The 16,327-nt window shown below is 64.5% G+C and carries 17 protein-coding genes; 2 read left to right on the top strand and 15 right to left on the bottom strand.

Annotated features, from left to right (window positions below; all coding sequences use genetic code 11):
• Positions 1-95 precede the first annotated feature (95 nt).
• The 3 genes from OH686_RS19455 to OH686_RS19445 are packed head-to-tail and all read right to left on the bottom strand — an operon-like array spanning position 96 to position 1,152.
• A complete protein-coding gene (locus tag OH686_RS19455) occupies positions 96-248 on the bottom strand; it encodes a hypothetical protein (RefSeq protein ID WP_289534588.1) in 153 nt (50 codons plus the stop codon).
• The gene (locus OH686_RS19450) at positions 245-847 is read right to left on the bottom strand and encodes an alpha-ketoglutarate-dependent dioxygenase AlkB family protein (protein ID WP_289534586.1); all 603 of its coding nucleotides are present in this window, start codon (positions 845-847) and stop codon (positions 245-247) included. Before OH686_RS19450 ends, OH686_RS19455 begins: the two co-directional genes overlap by 4 nt.
• 5 nt (positions 848-852) lie before the next feature.
• Positions 853-1,152 (bottom strand): aspartate-semialdehyde dehydrogenase, encoded by a 300-nt coding sequence (locus OH686_RS19445; RefSeq protein WP_289534584.1) that lies wholly within the window; start codon positions 1,150-1,152, stop codon positions 853-855.
• A 166-nt stretch (positions 1,153-1,318) separates the two neighbouring features.
• On the opposite strand from OH686_RS19445, the gene rapA reads away from it, so the two are divergent.
• The gene (gene rapA / locus OH686_RS19440; RefSeq protein ID WP_289534582.1) at positions 1,319-4,168 is read left to right on the top strand and encodes an RNA polymerase-associated protein RapA; all 2,850 of its coding nucleotides are present in this window, start codon (positions 1,319-1,321) and stop codon (positions 4,166-4,168) included.
• A 59-nt stretch (positions 4,169-4,227) separates the two neighbouring features.
• Here rapA and OH686_RS19435 read toward each other — a convergent pair whose 3' ends face one another.
• From OH686_RS19435 to OH686_RS19425, 3 genes are all read right to left on the bottom strand, one after another.
• Positions 4,228-5,037 (bottom strand): SDR family oxidoreductase, encoded by an 810-nt coding sequence (locus tag OH686_RS19435; protein ID WP_137971475.1) that lies wholly within the window; start codon positions 5,035-5,037, stop codon positions 4,228-4,230.
• A 102-nt stretch (positions 5,038-5,139) separates the two neighbouring features.
• A complete protein-coding gene (locus OH686_RS19430; protein WP_289534581.1) occupies positions 5,140-5,943 on the bottom strand; it encodes a CBS domain-containing protein in 804 nt (267 codons plus the stop codon).
• Between the two features lie 147 nt (positions 5,944-6,090).
• Positions 6,091-6,456, bottom strand: a complete 366-nt coding sequence (locus OH686_RS19425; protein ID WP_289534580.1) for a DUF2784 domain-containing protein — start codon at positions 6,454-6,456, stop codon at positions 6,091-6,093.
• 257 nt (positions 6,457-6,713) lie between these two features.
• On the opposite strand from OH686_RS19425, the gene bfr reads away from it, so the two are divergent.
• Positions 6,714-7,184: a bacterioferritin gene (bfr, locus tag OH686_RS19420; protein ID WP_137971472.1), complete on the top strand. Its 471-nt coding sequence runs from the start codon at positions 6,714-6,716 to the stop codon at positions 7,182-7,184.
• 52 nt (positions 7,185-7,236) lie between these two features.
• Here the strand turns inward: bfr and OH686_RS19415 are convergent, their stop codons facing one another.
• The 9 genes from OH686_RS19415 to cpaB form a co-directional block, all read right to left on the bottom strand.
• Entirely contained in the window at positions 7,237-7,794 is a 558-nt protein-coding gene (locus OH686_RS19415; protein ID WP_289534578.1) for a DUF4410 domain-containing protein, read from the bottom strand.
• A 32-nt stretch (positions 7,795-7,826) separates the two neighbouring features.
• Entirely contained in the window at positions 7,827-8,513 is a 687-nt protein-coding gene (locus tag OH686_RS19410; protein WP_289534576.1) for a TadE family protein, read from the bottom strand.
• A 1-nt stretch (position 8,514) separates the two neighbouring features.
• Positions 8,515-8,967, bottom strand: coding sequence for a tetratricopeptide repeat protein (locus tag OH686_RS19405; protein ID WP_289534575.1), 453 nt, complete (start codon positions 8,965-8,967; stop codon positions 8,515-8,517).
• A complete protein-coding gene (locus OH686_RS19400; protein WP_289534574.1) occupies positions 8,955-9,320 on the bottom strand; it encodes a DUF192 domain-containing protein in 366 nt (121 codons plus the stop codon). The genes OH686_RS19405 and OH686_RS19400 overlap by 13 nt, the downstream gene beginning before the upstream one ends.
• On the bottom strand, positions 9,317-10,192 hold the full coding sequence (locus OH686_RS19395; protein ID WP_137971468.1) for a type II secretion system F family protein: 876 nt from the start codon (positions 10,190-10,192) through the stop codon (positions 9,317-9,319). Before OH686_RS19395 ends, OH686_RS19400 begins: the two co-directional genes overlap by 4 nt.
• The gene (locus tag OH686_RS19390) at positions 10,192-11,049 is read right to left on the bottom strand and encodes a type II secretion system F family protein (RefSeq protein ID WP_289534572.1); all 858 of its coding nucleotides are present in this window, start codon (positions 11,047-11,049) and stop codon (positions 10,192-10,194) included. Before OH686_RS19390 ends, OH686_RS19395 begins: the two co-directional genes overlap by 1 nt.
• A gap of 1 nt (position 11,050) precedes the next feature.
• Entirely contained in the window at positions 11,051-12,706 is a 1,656-nt protein-coding gene (locus tag OH686_RS19385; protein WP_289534571.1) for a TadA family conjugal transfer-associated ATPase, read from the bottom strand.
• A gap of 10 nt (positions 12,707-12,716) precedes the next feature.
• Positions 12,717-14,204, bottom strand: a complete 1,488-nt coding sequence (locus tag OH686_RS19380; RefSeq protein ID WP_289534569.1) for a type II and III secretion system protein family protein — start codon at positions 14,202-14,204, stop codon at positions 12,717-12,719.
• Between the two features lie 73 nt (positions 14,205-14,277).
• Complete coding sequence (gene cpaB / locus OH686_RS19375) at positions 14,278-16,314, bottom strand: Flp pilus assembly protein CpaB (protein WP_289534567.1); 2,037 nt, start codon at positions 16,312-16,314, stop codon at positions 14,278-14,280.
• Positions 16,315-16,327 lie beyond the last annotated feature (13 nt).

Here is a 16,327-nt window from a genome sequence, read left to right as displayed (position 1 = left end):
GGCGTGGCGGCGGCAATTGATCCGGATCAATGTCCGGTGGGGTGGGCGCCGCGACAGGGCGCCGCAGGCGGATGGCAGCTAGCGTGCGAGGACGCTCAGCGCTTCTTCTTCGGCTTGGACTTGCTCTTGCCCTTGAGCGGCATGGCCTGCTCGAAGGCCTGGCGCATGTCGTCCAGCTTCTTGTCGTGCAGGTCGTGGATGCGCTTGCCGCGCTCCGCGATGAAGTCGATCAGCTTGTCGTCGCTCATGGTCGGGACCGGATCAGGCGGAAAGTGAGGTTGATGCGTGGCGCTACCGGCTTGCGGGTCTTCGCCACCTGGTGCTGCCAATGATGCTGCGTTGCGCCGGCCATGACCAGCAGCGAACCGCTATCCAGTTGCAAAGAATGCTCGATGCGCCCGCTGCCCTTGCGCCGCAGATCGAAACGGCGCGGCCCGCCGAGGTTGAGCGAGGCGACCAGCGGATTGCGCCCCAGTACGGACTCGTCGTCGCTGTGCCAGCCCATGGAGTCGTTGCCGTCGCGATAGAAATTGAGCAGCACGCCATTGAACGGCTGACCGGCCACCTCTTCGACCCGCGCACGGATCTCGGCCAGCAGCGGCGTCCACGGCAGTGGTTGATGCAGCAGGCCGGAATAGCGGTAGCTGGCCTCGGGGTCGCCATACCAGGCCAGTAGACGCGGCACGGGAAAGTGCTTGCCGTGGATCAGCAGCCGCGGCTGCTCCCAGGGCGTCTCGGCGGTCAGTTGCTGCAGCCATTGGTCGGCGGTGGCGACATCCACCCAGTGCGGGCGGAAATCCAGCTCGGCGTCAGGCAGTTGCAGTACTTGGGAATCGAACAGGTCCACGGGGGTCAGACTTCCACGTCCACCCACAGGCCCTGGCGCGGCAGCTCTTCCAGGAGCTTTTCCTCTTCGGGGCTGTGGGCCTCCAGCTCGGCCAGCTCCTCGGGGGTGTAGCCGCGGCGCCGGCGGCGGCGCTGCTCCTCGCGCAGCAGCTCCTCGGCCTCTTGCGGGTGCCGCTTGTCCAGCTCCACCTTGCCCTCGTTGGAGCTCTCGTTGGTCGGCGTCACCGGCGGAATTTCCGGGCGCGGCTTGACCACGTCCTGCTGGGCGGTGACCGGGACCAGGCTGTGGGGGATGGGCGGCAGCATCGATGCTCTCCGTGGTTAACCCAACTGTCGGCCGGACAGACTCCAACTTGAACCGGCGCTCGCTACACTTTCGACTCAGGCCGCACGCATTGATTCAGCCGCGGGCGTCGCCCTCGACGCGGCGTTCCGCTAACATACGCGGCTTTTTTCGCAGCTGGGGCATTTCATGGCAAGTAGTGGCATTGTGCAGTATCAACCGGGGCAACGCTGGATCAGCGACAGCGAGGCGGAACTCGGCCTGGGCACCATCCTCACTTCCGACGGCCGTCTGCTCACCGTGCTCTACCCGGCAACCGGCGAGACCCGCCAGTACGCCCTGCGCAACGCTCCACTGACCCGCGTGCGCTTCGCCCCGGGCGACGAGATCACCCACTTCGAGGGTTGGAAGCTCACCGTGCAGGAGGTCGAGGACATCGACGGCCTGCTGGTCTACCACGGCTTCGACGCCCAGCACGAACCCTACAGCCTGCCCGAGACCCAGCTGTCCAACTTCATCCAGTTCCGCCTGGCCAGCGACCGCCTGTTCGCCGGGCAGATCGACCCGCTGAACTGGTTCGCCCTGCGCTACCACACCCTGGAGCACCAGAGCCGCCTGCTGCAGTCCAGCCTCTGGGGCCTGGGCGGCGCCCGTGCCCAGCCGATCGCTCACCAGTTGCATATCGCCCGCGAGGTTGCCGACCGCATGGCCCCGCGTGTCCTGTTGGCCGACGAAGTGGGTCTGGGCAAGACCATCGAGGCCGGCCTGGTGATCCACCGCCAGCTGCTCTCCGGTCGTGCCAGCCGAGTGCTGATCCTGGTGCCGGAAAACCTGCAGCACCAGTGGCTGGTGGAGATGCGCCGCCGCTTCAACCTGCAGGTCGCCCTGTTCGACGCCGAACGCTTCGCCGAGAGCGATGCCAGCAACCCCTTCGAGGACACCCAGCTGGCGCTGGTCTCCCTGGAATGGCTGAAGGACAGCGAGAAGGCCCAGGACGCCGCATTCGCCGCCGGCTGGGACCTGCTGGTGGTCGACGAGGCCCACCACCTGGTGTGGCACCCGGAAAAGGCCAGCGACGAATATCGCCTGGTCGAGCAACTGGCCGAAACCATTCCCGGCGTGCTGCTGCTCACCGCCACCCCCGAGCAGTTGGGCCTGGAAAGCCACTTCGCGCGCCTGCGCCTGCTCGACCCGGACCGCTTCCATGACCTGGAAGCCTTCCGCGCCGAGAGCGCCAACTACCGTCCGGTCGCCGAGGCGGTGCAGGAGCTGCTCGACGAGGGCCGCCTGTCCGAGAAGGCCCATGCCACCATCGCGCGCTTCCTCGGCGCCGAGGGCGAGGCCCTGCTGGCCGCCGTTACCGATGGCGACAGCGAGGCCGCCGCGCGCCTGATCCGCGAACTGCTCGACCGCCACGGCACCGGCCGCGTGCTGCTGCGCAACACCCGCACCGCCGTGCAGGGCTTCCCCGAGCGTCAGCTGCACCCCTATCCGCTGCCGCATCCGGCCCAGTACGCCGACCTGCAACCCGGCGAGCACGCCGAGCTGTATCCGGAAGTCAGCTACCAGGCCCAGGGCGAAGACGAGGCCTGGTGGCGCTTCGACCCACGTGTCGACTGGCTGATCGACACCCTGAAGATGCTCAAGAAGTTCAAGGTGCTGGTGATCTGCGCACACGCCGAGACCGCCATGGACCTGGAGGACGCCCTGCGCGTGCGCTCCGGCATCCCGGCCACGGTGTTCCACGAGGGCATGAGCATCCTCGAGCGCGACCGCGCCGCCGCCTACTTCGCCGACGAGGAATTCGGCGCCCAGGTACTGATCTGCTCCGAGATCGGCTCCGAGGGCCGCAACTTCCAGTTCAGCCACCACCTGGTGCTGTTCGATCTGCCGGCCCACCCGGACCTGCTGGAGCAGCGCATTGGCCGTCTCGACCGCATCGGCCAGAAGCACACCATCCAGCTGCACGTGCCCTACCTGGAAGGCAGCCCGCAGGCCCACCTGTTCCACTGGTACCACCAGGCACTGAACGCCTTCCTCAATACCTGCCCGACCGGCAACGCCCTGCAGCATCAGTTCGGCCCACGCCTGCTGGCACTGCTGGAGAGCAATGGCGACAAGGCCTGGCAGGCCCTGCTGGACGAAGCCCGCGCCGAGCGTTTGCGTCTCGAAGGCGAGCTGCACAGCGGGCGCGACCGCCTGCTGGAACTCAACTCCGGCGGCGCCGGCGAAGGCGAGCGGCTGGTCGAGGAAATCCACGAGCAGGACGACCAGTTCGCCCTGCCGATCTACATGGAAGAGCTGTTCGACGCCTTCGGCATCGACAGCGAGGACCATTCCGAGAACGCCCTGGTGCTGCGCCCCAGCGAGAAGATGCTGGACGCCAGCTTCCCCCTCGGCGACGACGAGGCGGTGACCGTCACCTACGACCGCAACCAGGCCCTGGCCCGCGAGGACATGCAGTTCCTCACCTGGGAACACCCCATGGTGCAGGGCGGCATGGACCTGGTGCTGTCCGGCTCGATGGGCAACACCGCCGTGGCGCTGATCAAGAACAAGGCGCTCAAGCCCGGCACCGTGCTGCTGGAACTGCTCTACGTCAGCGAGGTGGTGGCGCCCAAGGCGCTGCAGCTGGGCCGCTTCCTGCCGCCGGTGGCGCTGCGCAGCCTGCTCGATCCGAACGGCAACGACCTGGCCAGCAAGGTCGCCTTCGACACCCTCAACGACCAGCTGGAGACCGTGCCGCGCGCCAGCGCCAACAAGTTCGTGCAGGCCCAGCGTGACGTGCTGTCCAAGCAGATCAACGCCGCCGAGGCGAAGATCGCACCGCGCCACAACGAGCGGGTGAGCGAGGCGCGTCAGCGCTTCACCGCGACCCTGGACGAGGAAATCGCGCGCATGACCGCCCTACAGGCGGTCAACCCGACGGTGCGCAGCAGCGAGATCGAGGCCCTGCGCAAGCAGCGCGAGAGCGGCCTGGCCTTCCTCGACAAGGCGGCCCTGCGCCTGGAGGCGATCCGGGTGTTGGTGGCCGGCTGACCTGTTCGGCAAAAACAAAAAAGGGCAGCCTCGGCTGCCCTTTTTGATTGCCGCGCGACTCAGGCGCCGCCGATCTTGGCGCGCATCTTCTCGCACATCTTGGTCATCTCGTCGTAGATGACCTGCGGTTGCTGGCGCTTGATTGCCCAGGCCATGCGGCCCTGCTCGTGGGGCAGGATCATGAACTCGCCCTTGGCCACTTCGTCGTAGACATAGGCGGCGATGTCCGCGGCGCTGATCGGGCTGCCTTCCAGCAGCTTGCCGACCTGCTGCTTCATCTCCGGGGTCGGGCCACGGAACGAGTCCAGCAGGTTGGTCTGGAAGAACGACGGGCAGACCACGTGCACCGCCACGTCCTCGGGCTTGAGTTCGATCAGCAGGCTCTCCGAGAGCGCCACCACACCTGCCTTGGCCACGTTGTAGTTGCTCATCGCCGGGCCCTGCATCAGCGCCGCCATGGAGGCGATGTTGATGATCTTGCCCTTGCTGGCGCGCAGCAGCGGCAGGAAGGCCTTGCAGCCCTTGATCACGCCCATCAGATTGATCGACAGCTGCCAGTCCCAGTCTTCCAGGCTGAGGTCGGCGAAGAAGCCACCGGCCGCCACGCCGGCGTTGTTGACCAGCACGTCGAGGCCGCCGAAACGCTCCTCGCAGGCCTGAGCCACGGCGGTCAGCTGGCTGTAATCGCGCACGTCGCAGCGCAGGGTGAAGCCATCGCCACCGGCCTCGCGCACCAGCTTGAGGGTTTCCGCCAGGCCGGGTTCGTTGACGTCGCACAGCGCCAGGCGCCAGCCTTCACGGGCCCAACGCAGGGCGATCTCGCGTCCCAGACCGGAACCAGCGCCGGTGATCATCATGCGGTTCTGCATACTGCTTTGCCTTTGTTCTGTGGTGAAGTTGGGCCGAGTGTAGCCAAGGCATCCCGCGCGGCGGCACTGAATCAGGCGGCTGAATGACGGGCCACAAGTGGTCTATTGCCCTGCCCCGTCGAGGCGTTGGGTCACCGCCAGGATCAGGCTGGCGGTGAGCTTGCTGCGCTCCACCGTGCCCATGAAGAAGCCCTCGGCATTGATCACCGGCAGGCTGTCGGTGCGCAGCTGCTCCATGCGCTCCAGCGCCTCGCGCCGCGAAGTGCTGCTGGCCACCGCCGACTGCACGCCGACGAAGCCCGGCAGCTTGCTCAGCTCGTCCCAGCTGGCCGCGTCGCTGCTGTTCAGCAGGCGCTCGAACTGCTGATAGCCGGCCTGATCGGCCACGCGCAGGTAGCCAATCAGATTGGCCGCATTGAACATGCCGAACAGCTTGCCGTCCGGCCGATTAACCACCACCACACGCAGATAGGAACTGCCGGACAGCGACTCGAGGTAGGTCTTCAGTGCCTCGCCGTAGTAGCCGCCATGGCCCAGGCGCAGCTCCAGGGCCTCGATGCGCCTTTCGATCAGCACGCGCAGCTCGTTGATGCCGCCCTTGCCGGCCATCTGCACCACCTGCACGGCGTCCTGCACGGTCAGCTGCTTGGCCGGCGCCACCTGCTCCTTGATCTTGCCCTGGGCGGCATCGGCCAGCAGCTCGCTGAGGTCGGCCTTGACCCCGAACATGTCGATGCCCTTGAGCTTCCCAGTGGCCAGCGCCACCACCAGCAGCGGGATGACCAGGAACACCAGGTCGATGGTCTTGATCTCGTACTTGCCGGCGGAGAACACCCGCAGCAGCAACGAGCCGGCCACCAGCACCGCGCCGGCGATCAGCAAAAAGAGGATGGTTGAGGCTTGCATGGCGTGCGCTCCTTGCCGATCCGGGGTTCAACCCGCACCCGACACGCCTCCTCCGGCGCGCCACGGCAAGTGCAAAACGGGTACCGCAGTTGTAAAGCTAGGCCTGCGGAACCCTTGCGTTAGAGCAGTTCGCGATAACCGCTCCGCTCAGCGCCGTAGCAGGCGCCAGAGCAGCCACAGGTAGACCGGCACGTTGATTGCCAACACCACCGCGCCGAGCCACAGCTGGATCTGCGGGGTCAGCCCGGCCGGGTAGATCAGCGGGATCAGATAGTGCTCGACGAAGCCGCCGTCATAACCGGCCTGCCCCGCCGCCTGGCGCAGCTGGTTCTCCAGCGGCGTCAGCGGGCAATACAGGTGCAGCAGTTCCACTGCCACGCCCCAGGCCGCCGCCGGCAGATGCAAGAACGCCAGGTGCGGCCAGCGCAGCGCCAGCAGACCGCCGCCGAGCACGAACAGGATGAACAACAGGTGCACCACCACGACCGCATCGGCGGCCAATCGCAACAGCATTTCATTCTCTCCAAACAGCCTGTTGCGCCCGCCTCGTGAAATATTCGGCGAGCAGACTCGGCGCCATTAAACAGCCGCCCAATCTTTATCGCCATATATCAATGAGTTAGCGCCAAAACGCGGAAGCTAAACATTCTTATTTATATTAATTTTTGTATATAATTCAAAGACTTATATTTGACCGAAAGCAACTTCAGGCGCAAACTTCAAGCCTATCCAGCCGTATCCAACAATCACCACTCAGGGCGAGGCGCATCATGAAAGGCGACAAGAAGGTCATTCAGCATCTGAACAAGATCCTCGGCAATGAGTTGGTGGCGATCAACCAGTACTTCCTGCATGCACGCATGTACGAAGACTGGGGCCTGAAGAAACTCGGCGAGCACGAGTATCACGAGTCGATCGACGAGATGAAGCATGCGGACAAGCTGATCAAGCGCATCCTCTTCCTCGAAGGCCTGCCCAACCTGCAGGACCTGGGCAAGCTGATGATCGGCGAGAACACCAAGGAAATGCTGAGCTGCGACCTCAAGCTGGAGCAATCCGCGGTACCCGACCTGAAAGCCGCCATCGCCTACTGCGAGAGCGTCGGCGACTACGGCACCCGCGAGCTGCTGGAAGACATCCTCGAATCCGAGGAAGAGCACATCGACTGGCTGGAAACCCAACTGGGCCTGATCGACAAGGTCGGCCTGGAGAACTACCTGCAGTCGCAGATGGACGAGTGATCCGTCCGCAATGAAAAAGCCCCGCCAGCGCGGGGCTTTTTCGTTTCTGCCATCACGGCTTCGTATTGGCCGCCACGTAGGGCGGCTCGTCGGCCTGCATGATCTCGTCGATGATCTTCGCCGACAGCGCCTGCACCTGGCGTTCGGTCATGTTGGAGAAGAAGGTGCCCCAGCCAGACGAGGTGGTCCGGTAGGTACGGTTGCCCAACAGCTCTCCCGACTGCAGATCGTAGAAGGCCACCTTGGCATCGACCCAGGCGTTGCCGGTGGTGGGCCCGAGGAAGCTACGGCTGAGCTGGCTCAGGTAACGAAAATCGACCACGTCGACGCTGACCAGCACGCCCGGCGTCGGGATGATCCGCCGATCAGCGACATGGGTCATGCGGTAGAGCGAATGGAAGGCCTGGTCGTCGAGGTTCGAGTGCAGGGAATGGCGCAGGTCCTGCCAACTTTCGTTGCTCTCGGCCTGCTCACTGCCATTCAGGCTGACCAGCACATTGCGCCTGGCCGGCTTGTCGATGACCAGATCGCCCGAGGTGGCGCTGGTATCCACCTGAGAGGCACAACCGGTCAGCAGGGCAACGGCAAGCATCGTGATCGTGGCGCGCATGGCGGCTCCTTGTTTGATGGCGGGTGAGTTGTTCACAGGCAGTTCATATCCGAGCCACAGGCATCACCGTCGGCCAGTGCCGGCGACTGCATACGCACCATGGCTTCGGAGGTGATGACGATACCGCGCCGGCCGGCCTGGCAGATGTCCGCATAGTTGTCGACAGCAGCCCGCGAAGCCTCGCTGAAGCTGCCCTCGGTGCCGGAGCTGTTGAAGCTCGAGGCAGCGCTGAGCAGACGATCGACAATCGGCACCACCAGCTTCAGGCAGTACTGCACGCGAATCTTCAGCAGGTTGGCGTCCTGGATGCCGGTGCCCGGGCGATACATCAGGTTGTCGTTGGGTATGGCGTAGTCCGATTCGTCTGCATCGAACTCGCCATAGGCGCTGAAGTCACCCAGATTGGGGCTGATACGGGTAACCAGCATGAAGTTATCCACCTCGGCACCCGCCTCGATATTGGCCAGGTCCTTGCTCTCATCGGTGTTGTGGTGGACGAACATCGGCGTCATGCCGCGAATCAGGCCGCGGCGGATATCGTCGTACTTAGCACTGTTCACCGCTCCCAGGCGGGCGGCCTGGAAGGTGGCAAAGTTAAGGGTGTTCTTCGCCGAATAGATAAAGGCCGCCTGGATGGTACCGAAGATCAGCATGACCAGCACCGGCAGCACGATGACGTACTCCACCAGGGCCTGGCCATGCTGACTGCGTGGGCTCATCTCAGGGCTCCTGGCGATCCAGCGGCTGGAGAGGCACGTCGAAGGCCTGCATCACCGCCTCGGCCTTCTGTGCCACCGGGGCAACGCGTGGATCGTCGCGGTTGATGTGCAGATACATCTCCGCCACCGTGTGGCCGACTCCCTGCAGCTGCAGATAGATCAGGTTGTGCCAGGCCTTGGCATGCTTGGAGTCGCGTACCACCGCCTCGCGGTAGGCCTGCATGGCACCCTCGACGTCACCCTGCTTGGCCAGGCTGTTGCCCAGGCGATAGCGCACCTCGGCATCCTGAGGCAGCTCCTCGACCAGGGCGCGATAGCCGCGAGTGGAGCGGGCAAAATCGCCTTCGTTGTAGGCCGCGTTCGCCTGGCGCTGCACTTCCAGCAGATCACCACTCGGCATGCCGGCGCAGCCGGTCAGTGCCAGCAGCACGCCACAGATAATCAGGCCACGCATGTGATCACATCCCCCTCACCAATCTTCAGCCTTTCCGCTTCGCCCGCGGCCAGCTCCACAACGCTGCGCGCACCGCGACAGGCCGCCATGCGCCATGGCCGAAGCTGCGAGCAGAGTTTGAGTACACGCCCTTCGCCATCGAGAAACAGCACATCGATGGAGTAGCCCATAAGCCAGCAATGTACGGCATTACAGGGTTTCAGCCAGATACCCTGGCCGGGCAATGGCTGCGGTCGCCCGAGCAGGCCGCGGGCGCGGCGCAGCATGTCGTAGGCGGACAGCAGATGCAGCTCGGCAATCGCCTCGCCCTCTCTTTGCACCTGTACCACGCGATATCCCGCTTTCATCTTCATTGCGCCATGAACTTGACCGCGATCGGGAACAGCAGGATCACGAAGGTCAGAGGGAAGATGAACAGGATCAGCGGGATGATCAGCTTTACCGGCGCCTGCATGGCGGTCTTCTCCGCACGCTGGAAGCGCTCTTCGAGGCGCTGCTGGGCCTGGATCTGCAGGGTCGACTTGAGGCTGGAGCCCATCTTCTCGGCCTGCACCACCGCGCGGACGAAGGTCGCGATGTCCTTCAGGTTGACCCGCTGCTCCATGCGTGTGAGAGCCTCGGCACGCGGAAGGCCAGAACGTATATCACGCAGGACGATGCGAAACTCGTTCTTCATCGCGCCGTTGGGGCCTTTCTCTACCGCCTGCTGCAGAGCACCGAGGAAGTTGAGGCCGGCGTCCACGCACATGGTCAGGTACTCGAGGAACACCGGCAGGTTGCGCACGATGTCGCGGTCGCGGCGGTTGCGCGTGTCGTTGATCCATAGCTCGGGCAACACGGCGCCCAGGGCGAACATCAACAGCAATACCGACCACATCACCCCGCTCTTGCCACTGACCATCGGCAGCAAGGCAATCAGCGGCAGCAGGATGGCCAGGGACACGCAGAGACCGAAGTAGTCTTCCGGGGTCAGCACGTAGAGCGCCCCGGTGCGCTGCAGACGCTTGTCCAGCCAGTCGAGGAACTTGGGCGGCAGCATCGAGCCGATGAAATAGGAGACCAGACGCACCAGCGGCCAGATCGGCTTCATCAGCGGCGGCACCGGGTCCATGTAGGAGCGGTTTTCGTCCGGCAGGTAGCGGAACAGCGCCATGAACACCAGGATCGAGCAGGTGACCGCGACGCCGGTGCCGGCGCCGCTCAACAAGGCAAGTAGCTCGCTCATCAGGCGTCGATCCGGGTGATTTTCTTGATAAAGACGAAGCCAAGCACTTCCATCACCACCATCACCGCCAGCACCATCAGGCCCATGCGTGTGGTGTAGAGCTGGCTCATGGCCTCCGGCTCGATGGCGCTGAGAATGCCGGCGAGGAAGATCGGCAGCATGGCCATGAAGATGCCCTGGGCGCGGCCCTGGGAAGTCAGGCTGTCGATCTTGCCCTCCATGACCTTCTTGCGCCGCAGCATGGTGGCCATGCCGTTGATGGTCTCCACCAGGTTGCCGCCCACTTCGCGGCTGATGCGCACGGCCGAGCTGGCCATGATGAAGGACGGCAGCGGGATGCGTTCCTCCATCTTCACCAGGGCGTCCTCCAGGGTCACACCCAGACGCAGCTTCTTCACCAGCAGGCCGAACTCCTGGTTGAGAGGTGCCGGAGACTGCTGCACCACGTTCTCCAGCGCCATGTTCAGGCTGGCGCCAGACTGCAGGCTGCTGGACAGCAGCATGAATGCATCCGGCAGTTGCTCCTCGAACTTCATCAGGCGCTTGCGCTTGAGCATGCGGAAGAACATGCCCGGGACGAACAACGTGAGAATCGCGCCGGCAACGGTGATCACCAGGATGTCGAACAGCACGTGCAGAAACAGCGGTACGAACGCCAGCAGCATCAGGTTGAAGATGAACAGCTGCTGGCCGCTGGCGAAGATGAACATGTCGGCTAATTCCACCTCGGCGCTGGCGCTGAACTGGCGACGGTAGAAGCCCATGTTGGCCAGGATTACCCGGCCGAAGATGAGTGCCAGGCAAAAGGCGCAGAGGGCGATCGCCGCCACGCTGAGAATCAGCATCAGGCCGCCCATGTCAGACCTCCTGATCGCTCTTGAAGATGCTCATGTCCACCGGGATGCCGCGGCTGCGCAGCTCCTCGTAGAACTCCGGCACCTGGCCGGTGGCCAGGTAACGCCCCTTGACCCGGCCGTTCTGGTCGAAGCCCTGCTGGCGGAAGCAGAAGATCTCGTTGAGCAGAATGGTGCCCTGCTCCATGCCGGTGATCTCGGTGATGCTGGTGATGCGCCGCGAGCCGTCGCCGAAGCGGGTCTGCTGCACGATGATGTGCACCGCCGAGGCGATCTGCTCGCGAATCGCCTGCACCGGCAGGTCCATCCCCGCCATCAGGACCATCACCTCCAGGCGGCGCAACATGTCGCGCGGCGAGTTGGCGTGGCCGGTGGTCAGCGAACCGTCGTGACCGGTGTTCATCGCCTGCAGCATGTCCAGTGCCTCCCCGCCGCGGCACTCGCCGACCACGATGCGGTCGGGGCGCATCCGCAGGCAGTTGCGCACTAGGTCGCGGATGGTCACCTGGCCCTTGCCCTCCATGTTCGCCGGACGCGACTCCAGCGACACCACGTGGGGCTGCACCAGCTTCAACTCGGCGGCGTCTTCCACGGTCACCACCCGCTCCTCCGGCGGGATGAAGTTGGACAGGATATTCAGCAACGTGGTCTTGCCCGAACCGGTACCGCCGGACACCACCACGTTGAGGCGCTGCTCAACCGCGGTACGCAGGAACACCACCATGGGCTCATTGATCGAGCCGTAGCGGATCAGGTCGTCGGTGGTCAGCTTGTGCTGGGAGAACTTACGAATGGTCAGGCAAGGACCCTTGAGCGCCAGCGGCGGGATGATCGCGTTGACCCGCGAGCCGTCCTTGAGGCGCGCATCCACCATCGGCGAGCTTTCGTCGATGCGGCGGCCGAGCGGCGAGATGATCCGCTCGATGGTCGCCATCACCGTGGCGTCGGAGCTGAAGTTGATGCTGGAGCGCTCCAGTCGACCGGAGCGCTCGACGTAGATGTCGTCATGCCGGTTGACCATGATCTCGGTGATGCTCTCGTCGGCCAGCAAGTCCTCCAGCGGGCCTAGACCGACCGCCTCGTCCAACACGATCTTGTGCAGCACGGCGCAGTCGATGCACTTGGGCAGGCGCGCGCGGATCTGCTCCATGATCTCGTCGACCAGTTCGGCCAGCTTGGCCCGTACCTCGTCGTGGGCCATGGTCTCCAGGTCCATGCGGCGCAGGTCCATGGCACGGAACAGCTCACCATGGATGTACTTGGACCATTCCATATAAGCGGCCTGGTCGTGGCTGACGATACCGGCGGCCTCCGACTCGTTGAGCGGCTGCCCCTCGTCGGTCGGCGGCATGTCCTCGCTCTCGACCACCAGCGGGCGCACCCGCACCAGATAGCCACCGATGCCGATCTGATCGTTCTCGCTGAGCGGACCATAACGCCCCACCAGCTTGCCGTTGACCTCCAGCTCATAGCCACGACTGAGATCCTCGACGAACAGCCCGGCCAGGGAACGCTCAATGCGTGCATGCACCGGCGCCACCCGCCAGCCACGCAGACGCAGGATGCAGGTGCGCGCCTTGCCCAGCTCGCACTGGCTGGCGGCGCAGGTAACCTTGTCGACCGGCTGGCCGTTGCGGTAGCTGACTTCTAACTCGAACATCCGTCGCTCCTCAGTCCAGCAGGCCTTTCTTCACCGACTTCTCGAAGTCGCCGAGCATGCGTTCGGCACGATCCAGCTCACGCTGGTTGGCCGTGGCGGTGGCGCCGGTCATCAGCTCCGGCGTGATGAAGATCACCAGCTCGGTCTGGCCGCCCTTGAAGCTCTTGTTGCGGAAGAAGGGACCGAGTACCGGGATGTCCTGCAGCCACTTGACGCCCTCGTAGGTCTGCTGGGTGTCCTTGTTGACAAGGCCGGACAGCACCAGGGTCTCGCCGATCCTTAGCTGCACCTCGTTGTCGGTGCGACGGGTCTTGAACGCAGGGTAGTCGCCTACCTGGTTGGCCTTATCCAGCTGGCTGATCTCGGCCATCACCTTGGCCGCGACCCGGTCGCTGCCGTAGATCTGCGGCGAGATGTTGAGGATGATGCCGAACTCCTTGTACTCCACCGAGGGGCCGTTGATGCTGCTGGTCACCACCGGCACTTCGCCGCCCACGGTCAGCTCGGCGACGCCACCGCTGCGCGCGGACAGGCGTGGCGAGGCCAGCGTCAGGGCCGAGCCATTCTTCTCCAGGAAGTTGATGCGCGAGGTGATCTCCGTGGCGATGCCCCAGTAACCGTTGGTGCCGGTGTTGCCGACCTCTTCGTTGAGGTCGTCAAAGGTGCCCGAGTCGCTGGGGAACTGGCCACGGAAATAGGGGTTGGTGCGCTGGTCGGAGGAGAACACGAAGCTCGGACCGTTGATGCTGGTGCTCCAGTTGATACCCAGCTCTTCCACGTCGTCCTTGGCGAACTCGGTGATACGCACGTCGAAATAGATCATCGGCGCGACGAACTGCGACATCGGCTGGGCCAGCACCAGCATGTCCGGATAGCGCTCCTGCAGCAGCTTGATGCGATCCATATCGATCTGGTTGAGGTCGCCGTCCACCACGATCTGGCGGCCGACGGTCTTGATCGAAATGCCCGGAATCTGCCCGAGCATCGCGCGCACCTCCTCCAGCATCAGACCGGAGTCGGATTTGGTGGCGGCACCGTTCTGCTCCTCGGCCAGCACCAGCACATTGTCGTAGAACTTCACCGCATCCTTGACCCGCTGCAGGTCCTGGCTGTGCAGGCGCCCTTCCATCACCACCTGACGGCCTACTGTGCGAATCTTCAGGCCAGGAATATCGCCAAGCAGGGCGCGCAGTTCGCCAACCTGGCGATAGCCGTTGGCCTTCACCACCACCACGCCCATCTGCTCGCGATGGCCATCGGTGAACCAGGCCTGCACCGTGGTCTCGCCCTCGGTCTCGGCGGTGAGGACCATTTCCTGGTTCTTCAGCAGAGTGGCGCTGACCAGCTCCACGTTGCCGACCGCTAGGCGCTCGATACCCGGCGCCTCGATCACCCGCACATCACCCTTGTACAGCGTCAGCTGCGCCGGCAGGCTTTCTGCCGAGGCCAGCGGCACGGCCAGCATCCCCATGAACAGCAAAAGAAATCGTACTTTCATCGTTATTGTCTCGAGGCCCTAGCGTCTTTCTTGTTCATCGAGCGGCACTCTCGGTGCCGCTTCATCTTGCGATCTATTCCAGGCGCAGGTTCTGCACCGGGATGACGCCGTTCTTGCCGGTCCCCCCCGGAATGAACTGCACCATGCGGCTGGTCTGCTGAACAACGGCCTCGCCCTCCCCGGCTCCGGCCAGCGCAGTATCGGCCTGGGATTGGCCCTCGACCGCCGCATTCACTCCCGAGGCGACCACGTTGCCATTGGCATCCACCACCTTGCCGCCCACCAGTTTGCCAACCACCTTGCCACTGGCGTCGTAGACAGTGTCGCCCTTGACCGTGCCGATGGCCTTGCCGGAGGCATCGCGGGCCACGCGCACGGCGTTCTGCTGGATCTCGACCTCGACACCGTCGGCCAGGACCTGGCCATCCGTGCCGATCACCTTGCCGTCCACCAGCTTGCCGACTTCGCGGCCCTGCTCGTCCAGCACCCGGTCGCCGACCACAGTGCCGAGCACCTTGCCGGAGGCGTCACGAACCACGCGCACGGCGTCGTCCTTGGGCTTGCCACTGGCGTCCAGCGGCACCTTGTCCAGTTGGCCGATGGCCTTGCCGTCCACGCCCACCGCCTTGCCGTCGCGCACTACGCCGAGCACCTTGCCGCTGGCATCCACCACCTGGCCGTCGACCACTCGACCGATGATCTTGCCGTTGGCGTCGCGCACCACTTCGCCCATCTGCCCGACCACCTTGCCCTGGGCATCCACCAAGGTGGTCTCCACCTTGCCCAGGCTCTGCCCGTCGAGGCCAATGGCCCTGCCGTTCTTGACCTGGCCGATGACCTTGCCGCTGGCGTCGACCACCTTGCCGTTCACCACTTTGCCGATCACCTTGCCACTGGCATCGCGCACCAGCTGCTGCTCGCTGCCGCGTTTCTGCGGCGCGGCCTGGGCGCTGGACTTGCTCATGTCGATCACCCGGCCCTGGGCATCCAGCGCCGCGTTGCGCTCGACGCTGCCCAGGCTCTCGCCCTTGAGGCCCACGGCCTGGCCGTTCTTGACCACGCCAATGACCTTGCCCTCAGCGTCCAGCACCTTGCCGTCGACGATGCGGCCGATCACCTTGCCGTCGGCATCGCGCACCACATCGGCACGCTCGCGCATGCGCAGCAGCGGGTCATCGGCGGCCACGTCCTTGACCACCGAGCCGAGTGCCTTGCCATCGAAGGCCACCGCCTTGCCATCGACCATCTTGCCGACGATGCGGCCCTGGGCATCCACCACGTTGTCGCCGACGATGCGGCCAACCAGCTTGCCATCGGCATCGAGCACCACATCGGCCTTCTCGGCAGGCGGCGGCTCCAGCAGGTTGGCGACGGTGATCTGGCCCAGCTTGGCGAAGCTGGTGTCCTTGGGGTGGCGCAGCACCGCAACCAGGTCGCCGCTACGCTCGGCCAGCTCGACGCGCGCTACCTGTTGCGGGGTGAGCATCAGGCTGACGGTGGAGAAGTTCATGTTGAAACCGTCTGCCGAGTTCTGGTCGTAGAAGGTCTCGTACTTGCGGCCACTGGCATCCTCGCGGCCAGCGGCGACCACCACCACGTTTTCCAGCACGGTCATGATCACATCGTCGGCCAGGTTGGGTTGTTCCTGCAGGCCGATGTCGGTAGCGGCGAAGCTGCCCAGTAGGTCGACGTGGTCCCCCGGACGCAGCAGGCCGTCGAAGGAGTTGACCTTGCTGATCTTGACCGTCTTGGCGCGCTTGCCCAGCTCGACATTCTCGGAGAAGCGCGTCACCGAGCTGCCTTCAACTGCGCTCCAGGTGATCGGTTTGCCCTTCTGCAGCGGCGCTTCCACCATGCGCCCATCGAGCTTCTTCCAGTCCTGAGCCAGAACGGCGCCGGACGGCACGAACTGCGCGGGCACCTCCAGGACGGCCACCTTTTCCTTGCTGATCACTTCGGCCTTGCCGATATCCTGGCGCGGCACGATCAGCGCCACCTTGCGCTCCACTGGCGGCCTGTAGGCCTCACGGTACTGGGCCTCCTTGCTCTTCAGGTACATCCACGCCGCACCACCCGCGAGTACCCCGCAGATCACGGCGATGATCAACAACTTGCTCCCCGAA

The sequence above is a fragment of the Pseudomonas sp. SO81 genome, from assembly GCF_030374125.1.
In the GTDB taxonomy this organism is placed as follows: domain Bacteria; phylum Pseudomonadota; class Gammaproteobacteria; order Pseudomonadales; family Pseudomonadaceae; genus Aquipseudomonas.
The sequence above is the reverse complement of the archived record's forward strand: the minus strand, read 5'-3'. Positions and strand labels throughout refer to the sequence as shown.

What these genes read in the sequence shown, in the direction of transcription:
- OH686_RS19455 (WP_289534588.1), bottom strand. Translation starts at nt 248, where the DNA reads ATGAGCGACGACAAGCTGATCGACTTCATCGCGGAGCGCGGCAAGCGC.
- OH686_RS19445 (WP_289534584.1), bottom strand. Translation starts at nt 1,152, where the DNA reads ATGCTGCCGCCCATCCCCCACAGCCTGGTCCCGGTCACCGCCCAGCAG.
- rapA (WP_289534582.1), top strand. Translation starts at nt 1,319, where the DNA reads ATGGCAAGTAGTGGCATTGTGCAGTATCAACCGGGGCAACGCTGGATC.
- OH686_RS19435 (WP_137971475.1), bottom strand. Translation starts at nt 5,037, where the DNA reads ATGCAGAACCGCATGATGATCACCGGCGCTGGTTCCGGTCTGGGACGC.
- OH686_RS19430 (WP_289534581.1), bottom strand. Translation starts at nt 5,943, where the DNA reads ATGCAAGCCTCAACCATCCTCTTTTTGCTGATCGCCGGCGCGGTGCTG.
- OH686_RS19425 (WP_289534580.1), bottom strand. Translation starts at nt 6,456, where the DNA reads ATGCTGTTGCGATTGGCCGCCGATGCGGTCGTGGTGGTGCACCTGTTG.
- bfr (WP_137971472.1), top strand. Translation starts at nt 6,714, where the DNA reads ATGAAAGGCGACAAGAAGGTCATTCAGCATCTGAACAAGATCCTCGGC.
- OH686_RS19415 (WP_289534578.1), bottom strand. Translation starts at nt 7,794, where the DNA reads ATGCGCGCCACGATCACGATGCTTGCCGTTGCCCTGCTGACCGGTTGT.
- OH686_RS19410 (WP_289534576.1), bottom strand. Translation starts at nt 8,513, where the DNA reads ATGAGCCCACGCAGTCAGCATGGCCAGGCCCTGGTGGAGTACGTCATC.
- OH686_RS19405 (WP_289534575.1), bottom strand. Translation starts at nt 8,967, where the DNA reads ATGCGTGGCCTGATTATCTGTGGCGTGCTGCTGGCACTGACCGGCTGC.
- OH686_RS19400 (WP_289534574.1), bottom strand. Translation starts at nt 9,320, where the DNA reads ATGAAGATGAAAGCGGGATATCGCGTGGTACAGGTGCAAAGAGAGGGC.
- OH686_RS19395 (WP_137971468.1), bottom strand. Translation starts at nt 10,192, where the DNA reads ATGAGCGAGCTACTTGCCTTGTTGAGCGGCGCCGGCACCGGCGTCGCG.
- OH686_RS19390 (WP_289534572.1), bottom strand. Translation starts at nt 11,049, where the DNA reads ATGGGCGGCCTGATGCTGATTCTCAGCGTGGCGGCGATCGCCCTCTGC.
- OH686_RS19385 (WP_289534571.1), bottom strand. Translation starts at nt 12,706, where the DNA reads ATGTTCGAGTTAGAAGTCAGCTACCGCAACGGCCAGCCGGTCGACAAG.
- OH686_RS19380 (WP_289534569.1), bottom strand. Translation starts at nt 14,204, where the DNA reads ATGAAAGTACGATTTCTTTTGCTGTTCATGGGGATGCTGGCCGTGCCG.